The sequence below is a fragment of the Nitrosospira sp. Nsp18 genome, from assembly GCF_900103145.1.
Classification (GTDB): Bacteria; Pseudomonadota; Gammaproteobacteria; order Burkholderiales; family Nitrosomonadaceae; genus Nitrosospira.
This window is the reverse complement of record NZ_FMWY01000001.1, coordinates 168,186-188,755: the sequence shown is the minus strand read 5'-3', so window position 1 is coordinate 188,755 and position 20,570 is coordinate 168,186. Positions and strand designations below refer to the sequence as shown.

Sequence of the window (20,570 nt, the reverse complement as noted above, 5' to 3'; positions counted from 1 at the left end):
ATAACCACGTCAGCGGGGCAACGCAGTCATTAATTGTTTCTGGCAATACGCTGCGCTTCTTGCGTAGCACCCAGCAGTCCGATTTTTGGATTCATCACCACATGCACAGGGATATCCTCCATCAATGAGGAAAAACGTCCTTTGTCACGAAACGCTTTCATGAAACGGCCTTCTCTCAGCTTATCGATGATTCTGGGGGCAATGCCGCCCGCCACATACACACCATTACGACACAGCCCCGCCAGCGCCAGATTCCCTGCATAAGCACCATAAATCTCAACAAATAAATCCATCGCCCTGACGGCAATGGGGTGCTTGTGGTTGAAAGCAAGGTCTGCCACTTGCGCGGCGCCATCAGGCTTCAGCCGCACCTGCACAAGCGCCGGCGTGTTATTCAAGTCGGCTTGCAGAAAATTGAAAGTATTTGTCAATCCCGGTCCTGATAGTATCCGCTCGACCGATACATGGCCAAATTTCTTTCGCAAATATTGGAGCAAGCGATCCTGCAATTCATCCGCGGGAGCAAATTCCATGTGCCCTGCTTCACTGGACAAGGGTATATAGCGGCCGTCTTGCCAAATGAGCCACGCCACACCCATCCCTGTACCAGCGCCAAGCGTAACCCGAAGCTCCATGGCAGAGGGCTTCCCCGCCTGCAGCGTCACCAGGTCACTCTCGGGCAGGGTTTCAATACCCAATGCCACTGCCTTGAAATCGTTGATGAGTTTAACGACAGGAATGGAAAATTCTTTTGTGATAGCCGCGCTATTCATCACCCAGGGCAAGTTGGTGAGACTTGCCACCTGTTGCGTGATGGGTCCCGCCACCGCAAAGCAGGCGCTTATGGGACTGGAGCCAATACCCAGCGTCACTGTCTCCCTCAAGAACTCCTTCAGCATATCGGAAAAACACGAGTATTCCTGACTGGCATAACGGCGTTCGCACCATACCTGGGCGTTGCCGTCCTTTAGTTCAGTTGCCTGTAGCAATACCTTGGTTCCGCCAATATCGCCGCTAATGTAATATCCGGTCACAATTTGCTCCAACGTGCGGCAGGGTCCTGACGATAAAACAGTGCCAACTGCTCATAAACCCGAGGAAAATGTAATTTTACCGCCAAGGGTATTTCAAAGAATGTTTCGCTCATTACCGCGAAGAACTCCGCTGGATCCTCGGCTGCGTAGGGATCCACTTCCATCGCCTCATCCGCATCGACGCGTCTGCAAAAAGCCGCATAAGCTTCACTGAAAGCTTCGCTCCATGCTTGCCGGCTCATGTCCGCATGCAATGGCGGAAATCCGTTGGCATCGCCATTCAGCATGTCGAGTTTATGCGCAAACTCGTGTATTACGACGTTATACCCCACCTCGGCGCCAGTAGTGGAAGCATCTTCCCAGGAAAGTATCAGGGGTCCGCCGAGCCAGGATTCTCCCGATACGGCCTCGGCCGCATGATGCACCACGCCATCTTCGTCCACATACTCATAATTGCGTATGAATTCACCGGGATAGACGATAATTTCAACCCAGCCGTTGTAATAATCGAGGTCGAGATTCAGGATCAGAATGCAAGCCTGCGCTGCGATCAGCACGTGCATTTCATCGGTGACGATCAGCCCATGCGCGCCACTGATCTGCTTTGCATGAAGAAACAGCGTGGCGTTTTCACGCAATCGCTCTAACTCATCCGCATCAAGGCCACGCAAAAATCTCAGACGCGTGATGGCCTGTTGCCAGATATCATCAGGTATGGATTCTTTTTTAAGGATGCGGCGACGATACCAGGCTCTAAAGTTCGAAAGCATAGAGATTCGGAATCAACCATCGCCAGGTTCCAGCACAGGGGTTTCAACCTGGGGGACTTCCAATTCCACCGCGTCGATCCGGGCAAAGCGCTGGCTGATCTTACGGCTCGAAACGTGTACCTCTTCCACATCCTGATTAGCCTGGCGGATATGATCGGCAAGCTTCTTCATGCGCTCGTCGAATCGCGCAAAATCCTTACCGAGCCTGGAGAGCTCGTCCTTGATGATATGCACCTGCTCGCGGGTTTCGATATCCTTAAGCACTGCGCGCGCAGTATTCAGCACCGCCATCAAGGTTGTCGGTGAGACTATCCATACCTGCTTCTGCATGGCGTAATCGACCACATCGTAGTGATAGGCATGGATTTCGGCAAAAACGGCCTCCGCCGGAACGAACATCACCGCGCCGTCACAGGTTTCCGGCGGCAGAATATATTTACTGGCGATATCGTCCACGTGCTTCTTCACGTCTGCCTTGAATTGCTTTTGAGCCAAGGCCCGGCTGGCTTCATCCGCATGGCGGTCGAACATGCGATGAAAGTTTTCAAGGGGAAATTTTGAGTCCACCGCCACCATGCCGGTCGGGGGAGGAAGCCTCAATACGCAGTCGGCACGGCTACCGTTGGAAAGCGTGTGCTGCATTGTATAGGCAGCGGCAGGCAGAATATTGCGAACCAGCGCTTCCAGTTGCACCTCGCCAAATGCGCCGCGGGAACGCTTGTCACCCAAAAGTTCCTGCAGACTCACCATATTGGTGGTGAGGCTATCTATTTTTTTCTGCGCCTCATCAATAGTCGCAAGCCGCGTCATGACGCTGGTAAAAGTCTCGTTTGTCTTTTTGAACCCTTCGTCAAGACGCTCGGTAACATGGCCGCTGATCTGGTCCAATCGCGACTCTACCGTGCCGCGCAACTGCTCGGAAGTTTTACCGAGCGCCTCCGATAATCGATCCCCCTGCTTCGCCAACCCCTCGTGCAGGTCCTTGAGCATGTCGCGGTGTTTGTCTTCCATCGACTTCGCCTGATGCCCCAACAGTTCGCGCACCATCGTCGAAAGCATGCTGAGCCTGATCACCAGAAAAGCCATGGTGACAAGTAATATGGCGGCGGAAGCAATAATCAGCAGGGTTCCAGGCATGATGTTGTAGAGTAAATTGGAGAAAAGGTGACTAAGGCGGTCACCCGACCGGCATCGAGCGACGGAAAGACTGCACCAAAGAGTAAATTGGAGAAAAGGTGACTAAGGCGGTCACCCTTTTCTGCCACTGTCGGATCAGCGGATGACAGCACGAGTGCATGGTCATCTGATATCTGTGCTCGCCGGGTTTAATGTTTATATTATCCTAAATCTGGCAGTTGGACGGGGTGGAATGAGCGTTTTTTTGGGATGCAGAGCAAGGTGCAATATCGCGGAATGCGACTCCTAAGCGAGATGCCGGCGTCTCATGCATGAATAAAAAGACTGCCGTTTTATTCCTTGGGTATGCCACCCCAATCTCATCAAATCAGCGGGCAATTATTGCACCTATTTGTCATCTCATGCCTGTGGGATAATACCGCTCGCTTTCCATCTGGTGCCTTTGCCATTTGTTCTGACGTTGCTTGACGCGATCCTGATAACTGCTGACTTCTTCCGTATTTTCCTTTTTTTCAGACCGCTCCTTCCTGGCTTTTCTACCTACGCGACGCCTCTCGTCGGCAGCTTTCCGCTCCTCACCGGACCTCAAATCCTTTGGCCTCACCTCTTCCGAAGCAGCGTCCCACGGTCTTGATTCCCATGGTTTCGATGCCGACGGCTTTGGATCCCATGGTCTCGCCTCCCACGGTTTCAGCTCGGGATTTTGCTGCCCTCGCTGTTTTACCTGATTCTTGTCTGGCTCCTGCTGTCCCAACCGGGTGTCTTCAAATGCTGTGGCAGACTGGGGAACCAGCATCATGAAGGCAATAAGCGCTGTGCACTGAACACACAAAATTTTCATAATTGAGCTACTCCCCTGCTATTGGTTCACTTCGTTATTTATGACCCGCATTATGAACGCGGCAACCATCCTTATCTATCAAATTCTTCCTGCAACGGCAGATTCTCTTGCGGAGGATAAAAAATTCTCAAACCATCCGTTTGCGCCCAGGGAGTTATCAAATGTACCTTCCGTCCCTGCGTATTGATGATATCTTCAACCCGCACTCCACGCACGGTAAGCGCATCGGCGATCAACGAACGATGGCACCGCCATGGAACAGCTTCAGCACACATCAGCGCGCACCGTTGATTCCCGGCAAGCTCCATCACATCCTGCACATTCGCGGCGAATTCCGGCGTTTGCATGTAATCCGCATATCCGCGAAAAGACGCGTTGCGCCAGGCCCCGTTGATAGAATCCTGATGAGCATGCCGCAACCCGCCAAGCCCTGGCATATGCGTGTATTTGATGCCCGCCACTTCCAGAGAACCGGGCAGCGTTTCCTTATTGAACTGCGGATTATGCCGGGACCGCGGCACAGTGCGCACATCAAGCACGTGCACGACCTCGTTTGTCTTTAACAGATTGACGAATTCATCCAATGGATGCGTTGAATGTCCGATTGTGCATATCAAAGGTTCGGATGCCGGCTGCTTTTTACTCATGGTGTTAGCTTCTTCCCCGCTCGCTGTTATCCTCTATCGGCACGTAAGCACCGGAAACACTCTTATCATGGAAAACATCGAAGAACAATGAAAGTAAGTCCAGCACTTACGTTAACATTCTCTTCTTATCCTCGAGACAATTGCAGAGAGCGGACGAGGCTGCCTACAGGTATCCCCGCATGCGTCAGCCACACGCTACTGCAACGCCTTTCCTGCCGGCGGTGCTGAAATGCACCCGAAGCGGGATGCGTTGAGTTCCACGTCGGCGCGCTCCCACGCCTTTTTGAAACGCGCCTCAATGAGCGCTGCCTGATCATCCTTGTTTTGCAAGCGCAGCGCTTGCAACAGGCCATAAAATGCCCACCCGTTGTTACGATTGCGCCTAAGGTCTTCCCAATACACCGTTTCCGCTTCGGCTGGACGCTCCGATTCGAGCAGGATAGCGCCCAGCGCCAGCCTTGGCGGAGACTGCCATTCCGACGGTTCCGTATAAGCCAGGCTATCCTCAAGGCGGATTGCCCGTTCAAGATGCGCGATAGCGGTATCGAACTGCCCGCGAGCGGAGGCGATTTCGCCTGCTAGCACTTCGGGACCAATACTCAGTACGGCGCGCGCGGTATTGAGCGAGAAGAGCGGCCAATCCAGTGACCCGCTCTTCATGATCTCACGCAACGCGTCCAACTCCTGCTCGGCTTGCTGCAACTGCCTCGTCGCGACAAACGCAAGGCCACGTGCGTAATGCCAACCGCCCTTCAAAAACGCGTTCGTAGATGGTGGCGCGGGCTCCTGGAGAATCTCATTCCATTTTCCGAACCTCGCATACGCCCAGTACGGCACAATCCGAAACACCGCTGTCGCGGGCACCCCTGCCAAAGCCGTGTCGTTGACGGTTGCCGCCACCTTCCGTGCCGATTCGATCGCCAACAGGCTTTGCCCATCCGCCGTTGCTGCAAACCAGAGAAAGTGGATATTATGGGGGGTGTACATTATCGGGTACATCCCTTGTGCATGGCGCTGGGCCAGATACGCCTCATCGGCTGCCATCGCGAGCTGATTGCTCTTAATCGAGTCAGCATATCGGCCCACCCGCTGATAGATGTGTGATGGCATGTGCACCACGTGCCCGGCCGCCGGCATCAGTGTAAGCAGCCTATCCGCCGCTTTTTCCGCCCGCTCGGGCGTGCTGGTCGATTCGACGAGATGGATGTAAAAATGTGCCGCGCCTGGGTGGTTTGGATTTCGTTGCAAGACAGATTCGGTCAGTGCCACGATTTCAGCGGTTCCCTCTAGCGGATAACCGTCGCGCATCCAGTAACCCCAGGAGTTGAGATCCATCATCGACTCGACATAGAGCACTGCAATATCGAGGTCGTTTGTAAATTGCTCATGCACATCCCGCATCGCATCCGCATAAGCTTTATCGTTCGCCTTTCGCTGCTCGGGTTTGCCGCTATAGCGCTTCTCGATCGCGCTGATAAGCGCCCGCTCGCGGGGCGACGCTTTCGAACCAAGCAAGGCGGCTTTCCGCACGAACTCCAGGGCGAGCGCCTCGTTCTCCGGCGCCATTGCTGCATTGATGTTGGGGCCGAGCACGAGTGCCTGCCCCCAATACGCCATCGCCAGGGAAGGGTCAAGCCGCGCCGCTTCCCGGAAAGAGCGGCCCGCCTCGGCATGGTTGAATGCGTAGGACAGGTTCAATCCCTGGTTGATATACTTCTGCGCCAGCTTGTTTCGTGTGCTGACGGGAAAGGTATGCGCGCCAAGGTTCAGCAGCCTTGGCGCGGCTTTATCATCAGTGTCTGGCTGATCCCGCTGTTCGTGGTGCTTATGAACGGATCCGGGTGGCATGGATGAACCTGACTCTTCCGCCTGTGCAAACATGGTAATGCCTGCAGTCGCCGCCACCAATCCTAGCGTGATTAAACGAAGAATAGAATGAACTTGCATAAACGTTACCCCCTGATAATCGTTGGTTCAGCAATCGGCAGCGCAGCGTCGGTTATCTAAGACATTATGTACCCGTAATAAACACTATAGACGAAAAACCGGGCTGCTCATGGGACGGACGGTGTCCGAGAATAAGTTTGATATAAAATGTCAGGCAAGCTGCTCGCTGCAGTAGACCCGCGCTCCGATCGCGATCACGGGAGTGAACGCAAGTTTTTCAGGCGTGCCAGACCGAAATGAATGAAGGCCAGTGCCGTCAGCACTGGTGCGAACAAGTTTAGAATCGGTATAAATTGTACCAGACCGGTCAGGAGCCCCAAGCCCCACAGTAACGACCGCTGGGAGGAAAATATCGCGCGCATTTCGTCCTGACTAGCGTGCTCCGCCAAGGCGTCATAACGGAACAGGCGCTGGTTCAAATACGCCGTAGCAATAAATGGTATGACCAGGCCTGCCCCGATTAACCACAAAGGAAGCGTGATCAGCCAAATAGCGACAAATATTCCGAGGGCAATCAGCGCATTGAGCAGGCTGCCAGCGAAACCGCCACCGTTTTCGCGGGCAAGATGCGGGTAGTCACGGTCTGCAACCAGATGAATCAAGGCAGGCATCGCGAATAAGGCGGTGATCACCAGCGCGGTAACGAAAACAAGCGGCACAAACAGAATCAGATGTGCAATTGCCTGAATTCCGTAGGCGACCCACCTGGGTTCGACGCCTTCGAGCCAGGTTTGAATGCCGATCGCCGTGAGGCCGCTCGCAATCCATCCCGAGAAAGTACTCCAGAATGCGATTCCTAACAGGAGCCACAACAGGCTAGCCGCCAGGATGGGCCAAATGACGATCCATAAAACCTGAAACTGAAATAAATCACGGAACGCACGCGAAAGCGCTTCGAATACCGAGGTCACGCGTTCTCCTTCTCAGGTTTTATTTGATATCAATGCATCCGTTAATTTTCGCCGAACCTTTACAGTGGGTTGGAAGTTACACGGGGCAATCGCTTATCGCCTCGATGTCATGTCCAGGCTACCTCGGCCCCGCGCCCATCAATCTGTAAATTCCAAAATGTAACATCGCCGAGACACCCCAACCTGAGACACCGCAACAAGTATCCGCGATAACGTACACTATTCATTGAATCCCACTTTCGCAACCCGGGTCCCAGTCGTATGCAAACGAGTTGTACCAGGTGGTGCGCTCCCAGATTTCCTCGCACACCTCGCCGCAGATTTTTCGCTCGAACCCGCACATACCGCCCAATTTAAAGCGTGCCGAATATGCACCGGCAGCATCGCCTCCCTTGAGTTCGAGGATAACCTGCCCGTTCAGCTCAGAAACGTCCAGAGAGCGCGTATTGGTAATATCCTTATAGAATTTTTCGGGGATGACAAATTGTTTACTGTCTATGAAGACGAGAAATGTTTCAGTAACAAACTTTGGGATACCACCATCCACGCCCCATGTGCCCGCGTCAACTTCGTGGCATTCTCCGCTTTTGCATTGACGCTCACGGAATGTGACAGCAACCTTTTGGCCCGAGGGCAGCAGATACGTTTTCTCCTGCGCAAACGGCATGGCCTCGGTTTGTGCAAGCGCACAAAAAGACCATATAGCGGAGCCGAGGAGCAGCATTTTAAAGAAACCCAACATGGGAAGACGACCATTAATTCTTGTTTTCAACTGGGCTCCGTTCGCGCTTCTAGCAGCCGTCGGACTTGAAGAATCACAGCGAAAAAGTGAATGGGTAAGACAGATTTTGAATATTTGAAGGCCCATAGTTATTCTACTGGCCGAAAAAGCCACGAATATGACTCGCCAGACCGCTTTTGCAGGCGATTTCCTTCAAGCCTGGCACGCTACTACGCTATTTCCAGGAATATTTTTTCGCTTTCCGCCGCAACCTTCAGTTTTTCAAATAGTCGATTGAAGGCCCATCGGCTTTCGCCGACGAAATTATCAGTTTTGGTCTCACCGACCAATATGCATCCCTCGGTGTTCGCGGCCGTATTTCCGCTATGTATCCTGACGCCTTCATAATTCGGCACATTAAGAAGAAGCGGAAGCTGTTTTTGAAACCGCTGTGAGAAATTGATAATCACTTCATAGCGGCCGGATGGTATGGCTGTCTTTCCGGCAATTTTGACGGGTCTGACTTTATCCTCCAGGGTGTAGCACTCAAATACGCCATTTACCGATAACTCGCCAATCGTGCTCTCTTCAGAAAAATCTGTCCTTTTAATTTGCAACTCCATTTTTGACTATCCTTATATTCTGGAATATAACGGAATGGAACGATCAAGTGTAACGGACGACTCTGATGATCGAGGCTGAAATTTTATAAAAATATCTTTCGTGTAATATTAAAGGATAGAAGAACTTGTTTCCCTGCGCCAGGTAGTGCCCTGAGGTCCATCCTCCAGCATAATGCCAGCCTCCAGTAATTCCCTGCGAATACTATCGGCCTCACTATAATTTCTGTTTGCCCGGGCAATGAGGCGTTGCTGAATCAGTTGCTCGATACGTTCCGGTGTGAATGCAGGATCACCTGCGAGTCCGGCGTCCTGAAAATATTGCTGCGAATTCTGTTGCAATAATCCCAACACTCCGCCCAACGCTCTCATTAGCGCCGTTTCCCGTGATGATCCGGTTTTGTTGACCTCATTCGCGAGATCAAACAGCACCGCTATAGCATCGGACGTATTGAAGTCATCATTCATCGCTTCCCTGAAACGGCGTGCATGAGGCTCTTGCCAGTCTATGGCGGCCACAGCCTCGCCGGCTTCATTTCCTCTCAGTGCAGTGTAAAGCCGATCAAGCGCACGCTTGGCATCTTCAAGATGTTGATCTGAATAGTTCAGCGGGCTGCGATAATGCGCCCGAAGAATGAAAAAGCGCACCACTTCCGGTTGATAGCGAGCAAGAATCTCGCGTACGGTAAAAAAATTGCCCAGCGACTTTGACATCTTTTCATCATTGACGCGCACAAAGCCGTTATGCATCCAGTAATTCACGAAAGGATGGTCATGCGCGCCTTCGCTTTGCGCAATCTCGTTTTCATGATGAGGAAACTGCAAATCCTGTCCGCCCCCATGTATGTCGAAGTGTTCGCCGAGATAACGCTCAGCCATTGCGGAGCATTCAATATGCCACCCGGGACGCCCCCTGCCCCAGGGCGAATCCCATTGCGGCTCATCGGGTTTGGCGGCTTTCCATAATACGAAATCCAGCGGGTCCTCTTTGTATGGATCGATTATTACGCGTTCCCCCGCACGTAAATCATCGAGCGATTTTCCGGAAAGTTTTCCGTAGCCAGGAAATTTATGCACCGCATAATACACATCGCCGTTGGGCGCCGCGTATGCAAGGTTTTTTTCCATCAGAATCTGAATCATGCCAATCATATCCTCCACATGGCGAGTCGCTCGTGGTTCACATGTAGGCGGCGCGACGCCGAGCGCGGCGGCGTCTTCTTCCATAGCCCGAATAAAACGATCGGTCAGCGCGTCGATGGATTCGTTATTTTCCTGGGCCCGTTTGATAATTTTATCGTCAACATCGGTTATATTGCGTACGTACGTCACATCGAAACCGCTCGCTCGAAGCCAGCGCTGTACCATATCGAATACCACCATCATGCGAGCGTGACCAAGATGGCAATAGTCGTAGACCGTCATGCCACAAACATATATTTTGACCTTGCCGGGAACGAGGGGAATAAAATCCTGTTTTTCCCTGGCGAGCGAGTTATGAATTTTGAGCATCTGGCAAGATTGTGAATTAGACAGGCTTCTTGGTAGAATCCCGAGGATTCCGGGACAACCCAACAAAAATCGGAGCAGTATAGCACAATGAAAATGCTGGATTTTCCCCTCATAAGCGCATTAATGGCAGCTGCCGCGCTGCTGCTGTCGAATCCCGCCGCGCTTGCCGATGAGAACGATACAGTTGCCAAACTCTACAAGCAGGGCAATTTCGCCAAGGCGCTGGAGCAAGCAGATGCTTACCTCGCCCTCAAGCCAAAGGATGCCCAGATGCGCTTCCAGAAAGGCCTGATACTGACTGAACAAAATAAGATCGCGGACGCCATCGGTATATTTTCTTCACTCGCCGAAGAATACCCGGATCTGCCGGAGCCATACAATAATCTCGCGGTGCTCTATGCAAGCCAGGGCCAATATGACAAAGCCAAGGGTGCGCTCGAAGCGGCGATACGGACCCACCCCAGCTATGCGACTGCGTATGAGAATCTGGGGGACGTATATGCAAAGATGGCAAGTCAGGCATATGGCAAGGCATTGCAACTGGACAAGGGTAACGCCGCTGCGCAAACCAAGCTTGCAATGATCAAGGACTTGTTCACAGGGAAACCTAAAGAAATACAAACCGCATCTTCCCCATCTGTTTCCGCTGCGCCGGCAATTGATGCCCCCGTAATAGCCATGGAGAAAGTTCCGGAAAAAAGAGGGGGAAAGGCTGTAGAAAAAGCGGAAAAACCGACAACCGGCAAGACCGCCGCTGCGGAATCAGGGCCTGAAACACAACCCGCTGTTCCGGACGAATCGGATGAGGTTATCAAGACGATAGAGGCCTGGGCCAAAGCCTGGTCCGATAAGAATGTCGCGGCCTATCTGGCATTCTACGCGAGCAGTTTTCGTCCTCAGGGCGGCTCGGCGCGCGCGGCATGGGAAAAAAGCCGGCGAGAGCGCATCGGGAAACCAAAATCTATCCAGGTTGCCATTACCAACCCCAAAGTAAACTTGACCGACACTACGCACGCAAGAGTGAGTTTCAAGCAATCGTACCACTCCGACGCAATCAGGAGTAATACAACCAAGACACTTGAGATGGTCAAAACAGGGGAAAAATGGCTGATACAGCAGGAACAAGCCGGACGATGAGATCAGCCGATCCGGCTTTCCCCAAGCGCATTCAATCAAGTACAGCCACGATTACCACCGGCGTAATAGTCGCGTTTGGTTTTGTAGCCTTTGGCGCATGGGCGGGTGACCGCCCGGTCTCGGCGGAACTATCGGTGGCCGGCCCCGAAACCATGCTGGTCAAAAGCATGCAGGAAATTGTGGAGAGTCGCATGGATGCCGCTTTAACCGGAGTCGAGCAGGTGCTCAAGACCAATCCGAATTTCCGGCTTGCTCACCTGATTAAAGGCGACCTGCTACTGGCTCGTTCTCGTCCGATCAGTAATATGGGTGATACTGCCGGGGTTTCGCAGCAGCATATTGCCGATTTACGCGACGAAGCGCGAGCCCGACTGCTGCGGCACCGGGAACCCGTTCCACGCAACATGGCGCCGAAGTATCTTGTGCAAATGCCGCCGGAACAAAAATACGCAATTATTGCCGACACCGGGAAATCTCGGCTGTATATATATCAGAATGTGGATGGCCAACCTCGTTACCTTGCCGATTACTACATCAGCAGCGGCAAGAACGGAACGCAGAAACTGAAGGAAGGAGACAAGAAAACGCCGATTGGCGTATATTTTGTTACCGCTAATGTACCCCGTGAAAAACTTACCGATTTTTATGGAGGGGGCGCATTTCCCATCAATTACCCCAACGAATGGGACAAGCTGCATGGACGCAGTGGTTTCGGCATCTGGCTCCACGGCACACCCTCGGATACCTATAGCCGGCCGCCCCGTGCCAGCGATGGTTGCGTCGTGCTGGCCAATCAGGATTTACATAGCGTAGGTGCGGCGCTGCAAGTCGGGATTACGCCCGTGATTATCAGCAACGAAGTAGAATGGGTAAAATCCGGCACCGAAGCTACACTGCGCACCAGGCTGGCACAACATCTGGAAAAGTGGCGGCGCGATTGGGAAAGCGGAAACACTGAGGCCTACATCGGCCACTACGGTCGAGATTTTTTCAGCGGTAGCCAGAACCTGGCCGAATGGTCTCGGCACAAACGCCAGGTTAATACTGCCAAGAATTGGATTAAGGTGAGAATCAGCAACATTGGCATCTTTCTCTATCCTGGAAGAGATGATCTGGTGGTAGTGAATTTCGATCAGGAATATTCCAGCAGCAACCTTTCCAACAAAATGAAAAAACGTCAGTATTGGCTGAGGGAGCAAAAAAATGGTCCCTGGAAGATCATTTATGAAGGCACGGCCTAACAGCCTGCCGGACTTGAAGAATCACAGCGAAAAATTGACATATTTTGAGGATTTTGAAGACTTTTGAAGACTAATCGAAAAAGCAGCGAAATAGGAACCGGCCAGACGCTTTTGCAGCCGATTTCCTTTAAGTCCGAAGGCTGCCAGTTCCAAACCGATCAACCATTTTATTGACTACCTTTACTTTTACACCTATGCATATTATCAAGCTTCTCGCGGCTTTCTCGCTTCTATTCAGCACTGCGGCACACGCAGCTAATCCCCAGGTTGAAATAAAGACCAATTTTGGTAATATAATGCTGGAGCTTTACCCGGATAAGGCGCCTAAAACGGTAGAGAATTTTCTACGTTACGTAAAGGACGGCCATTATAAAGGCACTATATTTCATCGCGTTATTCCCGGATTCATGATTCAGGGCGGTGGATTCGACAAGGCCCTCAAGCAGAAGCCGGCAAGGCAACCCATCGAGAACGAGGCGGCTAACGGCCTGAAAAATGAGATTGGAACGATTGCCATGGCTCGCACCTCGGACCCGCACTCAGCCTCTGCCCAATTCTTCATTAATATAGCCAGTAACGAGTTCCTCAATTACACTGCACCTACTCAGCAAGGCTATGGTTACACCGTGTTCGGCAAAGTTATCCAGGGAATGGAGGTGGCCAATAAGATTGCTGGTACGCCGACAGGTTCCGGAGGACCATTCCCAAGCGACGTACCTGAAAAAACAGTAGTCATTGACGAAATCAAACTTGTCACAGAGGGGCCGGCTACCGGCGCCACTTTGCCTGGAAAATAAGGATAAACATGATAAAACTCCACACCAATCACGGCGATATTACTCTTGAACTGGACAGCGAAAAAGCTCCGTTGACCGTTCAGAATTTTATAGACTATGTGAACAGTGGCTTTTACGATAATACGATATTTCATCGGGTGATTGACGGTTTCATGATTCAGGGAGGCGGATTCGAGCCGGGCATGCACCAGAAGCAGGTTCGCGCCCCAATTCAGAACGAGGCCGCCAACGGCCTCAAGAACGATAAATATACCGTTGCCATGGCACGCACATCCGACGTGCATTCCGCTACTGCACAGTTTTTTATCAATGCCAAGGACAATGGTTTTCTTAATTACAAGTCCTCTACTTCACAGGGTTTCGGCTATTGTGTGTTTGGGAAGGTAGTGGAAGGCCAGGATGTGGTGGACAGGATCGAGAAGGTAAAGACAGGCACCCGAAATGGTCATCAGGATGTGCCATTGGAAGATGTAATATTGCTGAAAGCGGAAGTGGTTGAAAACAAGTAGCCGCTATTTATATCCCGGGCGTCCGCTAAGACTTCTAAAATTCAATACGCTGGCTATCAGTATGGCGGTAACGAGTGTTATTAAACTTTTTGAGCAGGAATAGCGTTTTTTATCCATGCTCGGGCACGCCAAGTAATATTGCTGTGAGGCATGTACCACCCGTGCCGTGAGAGGCTGTTTGGGTAGGGAAAATAAAATATTTCATCAATGGGAAAAATCATGTCCGCTTTTCGAATTCTTACAGCAATATCGATCAGTCTTTGGTTAGCTGCGCTAACGGGATGTGCAACCACCACCTCAGGCGGCGCGGTCGGCGCGAACCGCTCTCAACTGATGCTTATATCTTCAGAGCAACTGGAGCAAACGGCCGCCCAAGGTTATACCAAGCTGAAATCAGACGCAACGCAACAGGGTGCATTGAACAAGGATCCGAAACTGCTGCAGCGAGTGCAGGCAATAGCCCGCCGCATCGAACCGCAGACCGGCGTATTCCGCAAGGATGCCCCCGGGTGGAAGTGGGAGGTTAATGTCATAGACAGCAAGGAACTCAATGCCTTTTGCATGCCTGGCGGCAAGATCATGTTTTACTCCGGGCTGATCAATCAGCTTCAACTCAATGATGCAGAAATTGCGGTGGTAATGGGACATGAAATCGCCCACGCCTTGCGCGAACATTCACGCGAGCAGGTATCGCAGGCAATCGCGGCGCAGACCGCGCTGGGGTTGGGCTCCGCGGCATTTGGCCTCAGCCAGAATGCCACCACTCTCGCCAACGTCGGTTATCAGGCCCTGATCGCAACGCATTTTAGTCGTACCGACGAGGCCGAGGCAGATCGCATTGGGCTGGAATTAACCGCACGCGCGGGCTACAACCCTCGTGCCGGCGTTACGTTGTGGCAAAAAATGATGAATGCCAATAGTAGCGGCCAGCTTCCCGAATTCCTGAGCAGCCATCCCGCGGATTCAAGCCGGGTCCAGCAGATTGAATCGTTGTTGCCACGTGTTATGCCTCTCTATGAAGCCACGCTTCGTTGAGCCGAACCGTCTCTTTGGATCAGTAGAAGATTATGCGTTTAATCCTCTTGCCAGATCAGCCTGGATATCCTTTACCGCTTCGAGCCCCACCGCGATGCGCAATAAACCTTCGGTGATCCCGGCGGCATCCCGGCTTTCCTGGCTGATACGGGCATGAGTAGTGGTGGCAGGATGGGTGAGCGTACTCTTGGCATCACCCAGGTTGGCGGTGATCGAAATCAATCGAACGGAATCCACTACCCGCCATGCCGCTTCTCTCCCATTCTTCAACTCGAATGAAACGATTCCACCGCCGGTTTTCTGTTGGCGCCTGGCAAGCTCGTGCTGGGGATGCGAGGACAAACCGGGGTAGTGAACCCGCGCCACGCTGGGCTGCGCTTCCAGCCAGCGAGCGATTTGCATGGCATTTGCAGAATGCGCATCCATGCGCAGCTTCAGAGTTTCCATTCCCTTTAAAATAACCCAGGCGTTAAAAGGGCTCAAACTGGGACCTGCGGTGCGCAAAAAACCAAAAATGCCGCGTTCCATTACCAAGTCACGCTTCCCCAGCACTGCGCCACCTAAAACCCTACCCTGGCCTTCGAGATACTTGGTGGCAGAGTGAATTACAAGATCGGCGCCCAAATCCAGCGGTCGCTGCAGCGCTGGCGAACAAAAGCAATTATCGACTGCAAGCCATGCACCGGCTTTTTTTGCCACATGCGAGAGTGCGGCGATGTCCGATATTTCAGTCAACGGGTTTGATGGAGTTTCGATAAACAGCAGCTTGGTGTTGGGCTTTACCGCCGCCTCCCATGCCGCGACATCGGTGGCGGAAACAAACGTTGTATCGATATTGAAGCGCTTGAGGATATTATTGAACAGGCTTACGGTTGCGCCGAAAAGACTGCGGGACGCGATGACATGATCGCCGGCGGAGAGTAGCCCCATCACGCAAGCAAGTATGGCCGACATCCCCGAAGAAGTGGCCACACAGGCTTCTGCGCCTTCGAGGGCGGCAAGCCGCTCTTCGAAAGCCGTAACCGTTGGGTTGGTGAATCGCGAATAAATATTTCCGGATTCCGCACCGGAAAAGCGCGCCGCAGCCTGGGCCGCGCTATCAAATACAAAACTCGAGGTCAGGTACAAGGCTTCCGAGTGTTCGTTGAATTGACTACGGTGAATACCGGTGTGTAACGCCAGGGTTTCCAGCTCAAAATCATCAGACATGCTTAACTCCCAAAAAAAACCCGTTCAGCATTCGCTAAAACGGGTTTCCCGCTTTAGCCGAATTTATAATGCGCCCGCAAGCTGAATATCAAATCGGCGCTACAGTCAAAATTACGCCCGATAACTGTTTTTGTCAAATCCCCATCAATCGATCGCTACCAAGTTCAAATCCAACTGCGTACTGGACCGCGCGCGAGACAAGGGTATGCCGCCATCGCGTTGCGCCTCCAGTAAAGCGAGATACTCCGGCGTAACATCACCGGTGATGTAGCGCCCATCGAAACAAGAGGTTTCGTAATGGGTGATTGATGGATTGACGCGGCAAACATCTTTAACAAGCGAATCGAGATCTTGATAAACGAGATGGTCGGCACCGATCTCGCGGCAGATTTCGTCTTCATTCCGTCCCGTAGCGATGAGCTCGCGGCGTGTCGGCATATCGATGCCATAAACATTGGGGAACCTCACCGGTGGCGCGGCCGAAGCAAAAAATACCTTGTGGGCGCCGGCCTCCTGCGCCATTTGCACAATTTCAAGACTGGTGGTGCCGCGAACGATTGAATCGTCTACCAGCAGTACGTTTTTACCGCGAAATTCCACGCTCATTGCATTGAGCTTTTGGCGAACTGATTTGCGCCTCTGCTGCTGTCCCGGCATGATAAAAGTACGTCCAATATAGCGGTTCTTTACGAAGCCTTCACGAAAGCTGACTCCCAGGCGGTTAGCAAGCTGCAAGGCGCTTGGGCGGCTGGAATCCGGGATTGGAATCACCACATCTATGTCCAGATGACGCATCGTTGTGGCGATCTTGTCAGCTAGGCTCTCCCCCATGTTAAGGCGCGTTTCATATACCGAAATACCGTCCATTACGGAATCCGGGCGCGCCATGTAGACATATTCGAAGATACAAGGATTCTGCGTGGAATTGGCGGCACATTGCTTATTATGGAAATTACCGTTCTCGTCAATAAAAACTGCCTCGCCCGGGGCGACATCACGCACTAGCTTAAACCCCAAAGTATCAAGCGCCACGCTTTCAGATGCCACCAGATATTCCATCCCCTGCTCGGTTTCAGCAGAGCCGAACACTAAGGGACGGATGCCGTAAGGATCTCGAAAAGCGAGTAATCCATAACCCGCAATCATCGCCACCACTGCATAAGCACCTCGACAGCGCCGGTGTACACCGGACACTGCGTCGAAAATAGCGGCAAGGTCGAGTTGGTGGTTTTTCGTGCTTCTTTGCAACTCATGGGCGAGTACGTTGAGAAGCACTTCCGAGTCGGAACTGGTATTGACGTGGCGCAAATCCTCACGAAACAACTCGTCATTGAGTTGCGCCGCATTCGTGAGATTACCGTTGTGCCCGAGTACGATTCCGAACGGCGAGTTGACATAGAACGGCTGTGCCTCAGCTGATGATTCGGCGGAGCCAGCGGTGGGATATCTCACATGGCCAATACCCATGTTACCAAGCAAAGCACGCATGTTGCGGGTACGGAACACATCCCGGACCAGGCCGCCACCCTTGTGCATGTGGAAAGTGTTACCTTGGGCAGTAACGATGCCGGCCGCGTCCTGTCCGCGGTGCTGGAGCACCAGCAAGCCGTCGTACAGCAACTGGTTGACGGCAGTTCGTGCGACTAAGCCCAGAATTCCACACATGACCGCACTCCGCAAAGATGGCTTTGATTTTGATTGAAGCTGTACAAAAGGTTTATCCGGATATGGACGAATGGGATACCGAGCGCTGTATTATACCGGCACAAGCGCTAGCAGCCTGTCGGACTTAAAGAATCGCAACGAAAAAGTGACTGGGTGAGGACAGATTTTGCGGATTTTGAAGGCCAATAGTTATTCTATTGGCCGAAAAATCGGCGAAATATGAACCAGCCAAATGCTTTTGCAGCCGACTTCCTTTAAGTCCGCCAGGCTGCTAGTCACTGTCCGCGCTTTAATTTCACATAATTAATACGCGTGGACAGATCTGGCGGCAACCATGGTATTACAAACATTGCCGCTGTCTCCAGTGGTTTGCTCAGCAAGGCCTTTTGCCAGAATGGCTCTTGCGGCAGCGCCGTGAATCCCGCTCCCAACACAACCAATAACACTACCAGCAACCCTCGTATAAAACCGAACAACGAGCCAAAAAAACGATCCGCGAATCCCAATCCCACACTTTTTACCAAGGCTGAGATGAGCATGGCGATCAGACTCATTGCCAGCAGAGCCGACAGGAATAACGCAGCGAATGCCAGCAACACACGCAATGTCTCGCCGACAATACCGGATGGCAGCATGGGCGCAAACCCCGCTGAAAATGAATTGGCCACCATGAAAGCGACGATCCAGCCCGCCAGCGACAATAATTCGCGCACCACGCCGCGTGCCACACTGAGCAAAATGGATACAACAAGTATGGCAAGAACGCAGTAATCGAAAATAGTCATTCGTAAACAGGAATAAAATTACAGACGTGCAATTTTCCTGTGCGGTAATGGTTCCATAATCCTATTTCTCTGCCACTACGCCATCGAATCCAAGTTTCTTCAGTTTCTCACGCGTGCGCTCCGCTTCCTCGCGCGTATCAAATGGCCCTACCCGAACACGCGTTATCTCACCCTTATCGGCACCGCTGTCAACCTTCAGTGTTTCCGTATAGGCCTTGGACTTGCTATCCTTCGATGTCACGCTTTGTAGCTGTTGCCTGGCTTTGCCCGGATCGGAAAAAGCGCCCAATTGCACTACAAATACATTGGCCCCGGTGGCAGGAACGGTAGCTTTTCCCGTTCCCGATTCACCCTTGGAATCCATGCCGTTCGCTGCCGGCTTCTCTATCGATTCATTCGCGGGCTTGGCAGGTTTTACTGATGGCTCGGAGGCCACCAGTTCTTCCTGATTTATTCCGGTTTCCAATTTTTCTGGAATAGTCCTGGCGGGTGCTTCTGATCGAAGGGCGGCCTCGGGTGCGAGCTCTTCTACCGAGTCTTCAGACGGTATGCGAATGTCAATTTCGTGACTTCTCTGCTCCGGTTTGCTATCGAGTACCATCGGCAGAATTACAACCGCTGCGACCACCAGTGTAATTGCGCCGACGAGACGTCTTCTGGCGCGTTTCCTTAGCTGAATTTCTTCTTCGCTGACGGTCTTTGCCATTCGCCTTTGCTTGATTCTAACCGTGCTCAACCACGTTCCGGCATCGCAACACTTCGGCCACGGTATGGAATGAGCCAAAGACACAGATTCTATCATTTCCGGTTGCTTGCTCACAGGCAAATGCATATGCCGCGGCCGGGTCCGAAAAACTCTGAATTGCCTCCTCAACCACACCTGCCTCTTTCAGTGCCCGAGCCACCTCGCCAGCCGCAGCGCCACGCGGCAAATTGATGCTAGCCGTCAGCCATACATCGATTTTTGCCGCAAGTGCCCGCGCCACCCCTGCGATGTCCTTATCTTTGAGCATCGCAAATACCGCATAAGTCTTTTGATAGCGGCCCATGCTGTCGAGGCCGGTAGCCAAGGCGCGTGCAGCACTCGGATTGTGCGCCACATCCAGCACCGTCGCGGGACGGCCGGGTAACACCTGAAATCGCCCTGGCCAGACAACTTCCAATAGTCCCTGGCGTACATCGCCCATGGTAATCGGCAAGCTATCCTTTACCGCATCCAGTGCGGCAAGACAGGCACTGGCGTTGCGCAGCTGATAAGCACCCCGCAATGCCGGATAGGGCAGCGAATGGCGCTTTCCACCATTTCCCCAGAAACTCCATCCGGTTGCGCTGGTTGAATAACCGAAGTGCTCTCCGATGTGCATCAAATTCGCGCCGATCGCTTCTGCATGAAGCCGTACGGACTCGGGAATATCCGGCTCCGAGCAAATGGCAGCCTTCCCGTTTCTGAAAATTCCGGCCTTCTCAAATCCAATTTCCTCTCGTGTGTTGCCGAGATAATCCATATGATCGAAGTCAACACTGGTGATAACCGCACAATCCGTGTCAAAAATATTGACTGCGTCCAACCGGCCGCCCAGTCCCACTTCCAGAATTGCAACCTCCACTTCGGCCTGTCTGAATAGTTGCATCGCTGCCAGTGTGCCAAACTCAAAGTAGGTCAGGGGAATGTCGCTATCAAGCCGGGCCGACTCTACCATTTGAAAAGCATCACATAACTCGTCATCGGCGGCTTCCTTTCGGTTTACCCGCACGCGCTCGTTATAACGCAGCAAATGCGGAGAAGTGTAACAGCCAACGCGATATCCGGCGCGGCTCAAAATCGCCTCCATCATGGCACACGTCGACCCTTTGCCGTTAGTGCCACCGACCGTGATGATGGGAAAGGAGCAGGCAAGGTTCAAGTCGGCCTTCACCCGATTTATCCTGTCCAGCCCCATCTCGATGGTCTTCGGATGGATGCGCTCAAGCCAGCTCAGCCAATCGGAAAGCGTTCCGGATTTTGTATCGGGTTCGCTCATTACCATCTGATGCCACGCGGCATGAGTATCA

General features: G+C 52.5%; 20 protein-coding genes. 5 read left to right on the top strand and 15 right to left on the bottom strand.

Annotation, left to right across the window (positions count from 1 at the left end; translation table 11 throughout):
• Positions 1–29 precede the first annotated feature (29 nt).
• The 10 genes from glk to cysS all read right to left on the bottom strand — a co-directional run bounded on the left by glk (position 30) and on the right by cysS (position 10,140).
• On the bottom strand, positions 30–1,034 hold the full coding sequence (glk, locus tag BLS94_RS00860) for a glucokinase (RefSeq protein ID WP_090957353.1): 1,005 nt from the start codon (positions 1,032–1,034) through the stop codon (positions 30–32).
• A complete protein-coding gene (locus BLS94_RS00855) occupies positions 1,031–1,804 on the bottom strand; it encodes a M90 family metallopeptidase (RefSeq protein ID WP_090957352.1) in 774 nt (257 codons plus the stop codon). Before BLS94_RS00855 ends, glk begins: the two co-directional genes overlap by 4 nt.
• Before the next feature lie 12 nt (positions 1,805–1,816).
• On the bottom strand, positions 1,817–2,941 hold the full coding sequence (locus BLS94_RS00850) for a DNA recombination protein RmuC (RefSeq protein WP_072766634.1): 1,125 nt from the start codon (positions 2,939–2,941) through the stop codon (positions 1,817–1,819).
• A gap of 394 nt (positions 2,942–3,335) precedes the next feature.
• Entirely contained in the window at positions 3,336–3,782 is a 447-nt protein-coding gene (locus BLS94_RS00845; RefSeq protein WP_090957351.1) for a hypothetical protein, read from the bottom strand.
• 71 nt (positions 3,783–3,853) lie between these two features.
• Positions 3,854–4,429: a DUF488 domain-containing protein gene (locus BLS94_RS00840; RefSeq protein WP_090957350.1), complete on the bottom strand. Its 576-nt coding sequence runs from the start codon at positions 4,427–4,429 to the stop codon at positions 3,854–3,856.
• 195 nt (positions 4,430–4,624) lie between these two features.
• Complete coding sequence (locus BLS94_RS00835) at positions 4,625–6,376, bottom strand: tetratricopeptide repeat protein (RefSeq protein WP_090957349.1); 1,752 nt, start codon at positions 6,374–6,376, stop codon at positions 4,625–4,627.
• 194 nt (positions 6,377–6,570) lie between these two features.
• A complete protein-coding gene (locus BLS94_RS00830) occupies positions 6,571–7,287 on the bottom strand; it encodes an EI24 domain-containing protein (RefSeq protein WP_090957348.1) in 717 nt (238 codons plus the stop codon).
• A gap of 223 nt (positions 7,288–7,510) precedes the next feature.
• Positions 7,511–8,059 (bottom strand): hypothetical protein, encoded by a 549-nt coding sequence (locus tag BLS94_RS00825; protein WP_143021627.1) that lies wholly within the window; start codon positions 8,057–8,059, stop codon positions 7,511–7,513.
• Between the two features lie 179 nt (positions 8,060–8,238).
• Positions 8,239–8,631: a DUF5675 family protein gene (locus BLS94_RS00820; RefSeq protein ID WP_072766136.1), complete on the bottom strand. Its 393-nt coding sequence runs from the start codon at positions 8,629–8,631 to the stop codon at positions 8,239–8,241.
• Positions 8,632–8,739: 108 nt separating this feature from the next.
• Positions 8,740–10,140: a cysteine--tRNA ligase gene (gene cysS / locus BLS94_RS00815; RefSeq protein WP_072766137.1), complete on the bottom strand. Its 1,401-nt coding sequence runs from the start codon at positions 10,138–10,140 to the stop codon at positions 8,740–8,742.
• 87 nt (positions 10,141–10,227) lie between these two features.
• On the opposite strand from cysS, the gene BLS94_RS00810 reads away from it, so the two are divergent.
• From BLS94_RS00810 to BLS94_RS00790, 5 genes are all read left to right on the top strand, one after another.
• The gene (locus BLS94_RS00810; protein ID WP_090957346.1) at positions 10,228–11,277 is read left to right on the top strand and encodes a L,D-transpeptidase Cds6 family protein; all 1,050 of its coding nucleotides are present in this window, start codon (positions 10,228–10,230) and stop codon (positions 11,275–11,277) included.
• Positions 11,274–12,518 (top strand): L,D-transpeptidase family protein, encoded by a 1,245-nt coding sequence (locus BLS94_RS00805; RefSeq protein WP_072766138.1) that lies wholly within the window; start codon positions 11,274–11,276, stop codon positions 12,516–12,518. Before BLS94_RS00810 ends, BLS94_RS00805 begins: the two co-directional genes overlap by 4 nt.
• Positions 12,519–12,712: 194 nt before the next feature.
• Positions 12,713–13,315, top strand: a complete 603-nt coding sequence (locus BLS94_RS00800) for a peptidylprolyl isomerase (protein ID WP_090957345.1) — start codon at positions 12,713–12,715, stop codon at positions 13,313–13,315.
• Positions 13,316–13,323: 8 nt separating this feature from the next.
• Positions 13,324–13,824, top strand: a complete 501-nt coding sequence (locus BLS94_RS00795; RefSeq protein WP_072766140.1) for a peptidylprolyl isomerase — start codon at positions 13,324–13,326, stop codon at positions 13,822–13,824.
• Positions 13,825–14,043: 219 nt separating this feature from the next.
• Positions 14,044–14,859: a M48 family metallopeptidase gene (locus tag BLS94_RS00790; protein WP_072766636.1), complete on the top strand. Its 816-nt coding sequence runs from the start codon at positions 14,044–14,046 to the stop codon at positions 14,857–14,859.
• A gap of 30 nt (positions 14,860–14,889) precedes the next feature.
• On the opposite strand, the gene BLS94_RS00785 is transcribed toward BLS94_RS00790, so the two are convergent.
• The 5 genes from BLS94_RS00785 to folC form a co-directional block, all read right to left on the bottom strand.
• The gene (locus tag BLS94_RS00785) at positions 14,890–16,068 is read right to left on the bottom strand and encodes an O-succinylhomoserine sulfhydrylase (RefSeq protein ID WP_090957344.1); all 1,179 of its coding nucleotides are present in this window, start codon (positions 16,066–16,068) and stop codon (positions 14,890–14,892) included.
• A 144-nt stretch (positions 16,069–16,212) separates the two neighbouring features.
• Positions 16,213–17,733, bottom strand: a complete 1,521-nt coding sequence (gene purF, locus BLS94_RS00780) for an amidophosphoribosyltransferase (protein WP_072766142.1) — start codon at positions 17,731–17,733, stop codon at positions 16,213–16,215.
• Positions 17,734–18,008: 275 nt separating this feature from the next.
• Positions 18,009–18,518 carry a CvpA family protein gene (locus tag BLS94_RS00775; protein ID WP_072766143.1) on the bottom strand — a complete coding sequence of 170 codons (510 nt, stop codon included), beginning with the start codon at positions 18,516–18,518 and terminating at the stop codon, positions 18,009–18,011.
• A gap of 61 nt (positions 18,519–18,579) precedes the next feature.
• Positions 18,580–19,224 carry an SPOR domain-containing protein gene (locus BLS94_RS00770; RefSeq protein ID WP_072766144.1) on the bottom strand — a complete coding sequence of 215 codons (645 nt, stop codon included), beginning with the start codon at positions 19,222–19,224 and terminating at the stop codon, positions 18,580–18,582.
• 16 nt (positions 19,225–19,240) lie between these two features.
• On the bottom strand, positions 19,241–20,539 hold the full coding sequence (gene folC / locus BLS94_RS00765; protein ID WP_090957343.1) for a bifunctional tetrahydrofolate synthase/dihydrofolate synthase: 1,299 nt from the start codon (positions 20,537–20,539) through the stop codon (positions 19,241–19,243).
• Positions 20,540–20,570: the final 31 nt, after the last annotated feature.

What these genes read in the sequence shown, in the direction of transcription:
- BLS94_RS00855 (WP_090957352.1), bottom strand. Translation starts at nt 1,804, where the DNA reads ATGCTTTCGAACTTTAGAGCCTGGTATCGTCGCCGCATCCTTAAAAAA.
- BLS94_RS00850 (WP_072766634.1), bottom strand. Translation starts at nt 2,941, where the DNA reads ATGCCTGGAACCCTGCTGATTATTGCTTCCGCCGCCATATTACTTGTC.
- BLS94_RS00845 (WP_090957351.1), bottom strand. Translation starts at nt 3,782, where the DNA reads ATGAAAATTTTGTGTGTTCAGTGCACAGCGCTTATTGCCTTCATGATG.
- BLS94_RS00840 (WP_090957350.1), bottom strand. Translation starts at nt 4,429, where the DNA reads ATGAGTAAAAAGCAGCCGGCATCCGAACCTTTGATATGCACAATCGGA.
- BLS94_RS00835 (WP_090957349.1), bottom strand. Translation starts at nt 6,376, where the DNA reads ATGCAAGTTCATTCTATTCTTCGTTTAATCACGCTAGGATTGGTGGCG.
- BLS94_RS00820 (WP_072766136.1), bottom strand. Translation starts at nt 8,631, where the DNA reads ATGGAGTTGCAAATTAAAAGGACAGATTTTTCTGAAGAGAGCACGATT.
- cysS (WP_072766137.1), bottom strand. Translation starts at nt 10,140, where the DNA reads ATGCTCAAAATTCATAACTCGCTCGCCAGGGAAAAACAGGATTTTATT.
- BLS94_RS00810 (WP_090957346.1), top strand. Translation starts at nt 10,228, where the DNA reads ATGAAAATGCTGGATTTTCCCCTCATAAGCGCATTAATGGCAGCTGCC.
- BLS94_RS00805 (WP_072766138.1), top strand. Translation starts at nt 11,274, where the DNA reads ATGAGATCAGCCGATCCGGCTTTCCCCAAGCGCATTCAATCAAGTACA.
- BLS94_RS00800 (WP_090957345.1), top strand. Translation starts at nt 12,713, where the DNA reads ATGCATATTATCAAGCTTCTCGCGGCTTTCTCGCTTCTATTCAGCACT.
- BLS94_RS00795 (WP_072766140.1), top strand. Translation starts at nt 13,324, where the DNA reads ATGATAAAACTCCACACCAATCACGGCGATATTACTCTTGAACTGGAC.
- BLS94_RS00790 (WP_072766636.1), top strand. Translation starts at nt 14,044, where the DNA reads ATGTCCGCTTTTCGAATTCTTACAGCAATATCGATCAGTCTTTGGTTA.
- BLS94_RS00785 (WP_090957344.1), bottom strand. Translation starts at nt 16,068, where the DNA reads ATGTCTGATGATTTTGAGCTGGAAACCCTGGCGTTACACACCGGTATT.
- purF (WP_072766142.1), bottom strand. Translation starts at nt 17,733, where the DNA reads ATGTGTGGAATTCTGGGCTTAGTCGCACGAACTGCCGTCAACCAGTTG.
- BLS94_RS00775 (WP_072766143.1), bottom strand. Translation starts at nt 18,518, where the DNA reads ATGACTATTTTCGATTACTGCGTTCTTGCCATACTTGTTGTATCCATT.
- BLS94_RS00770 (WP_072766144.1), bottom strand. Translation starts at nt 19,224, where the DNA reads ATGGCAAAGACCGTCAGCGAAGAAGAAATTCAGCTAAGGAAACGCGCC.
- folC (WP_090957343.1), bottom strand. Translation starts at nt 20,539, where the DNA reads ATGAGCGAACCCGATACAAAATCCGGAACGCTTTCCGATTGGCTGAGC.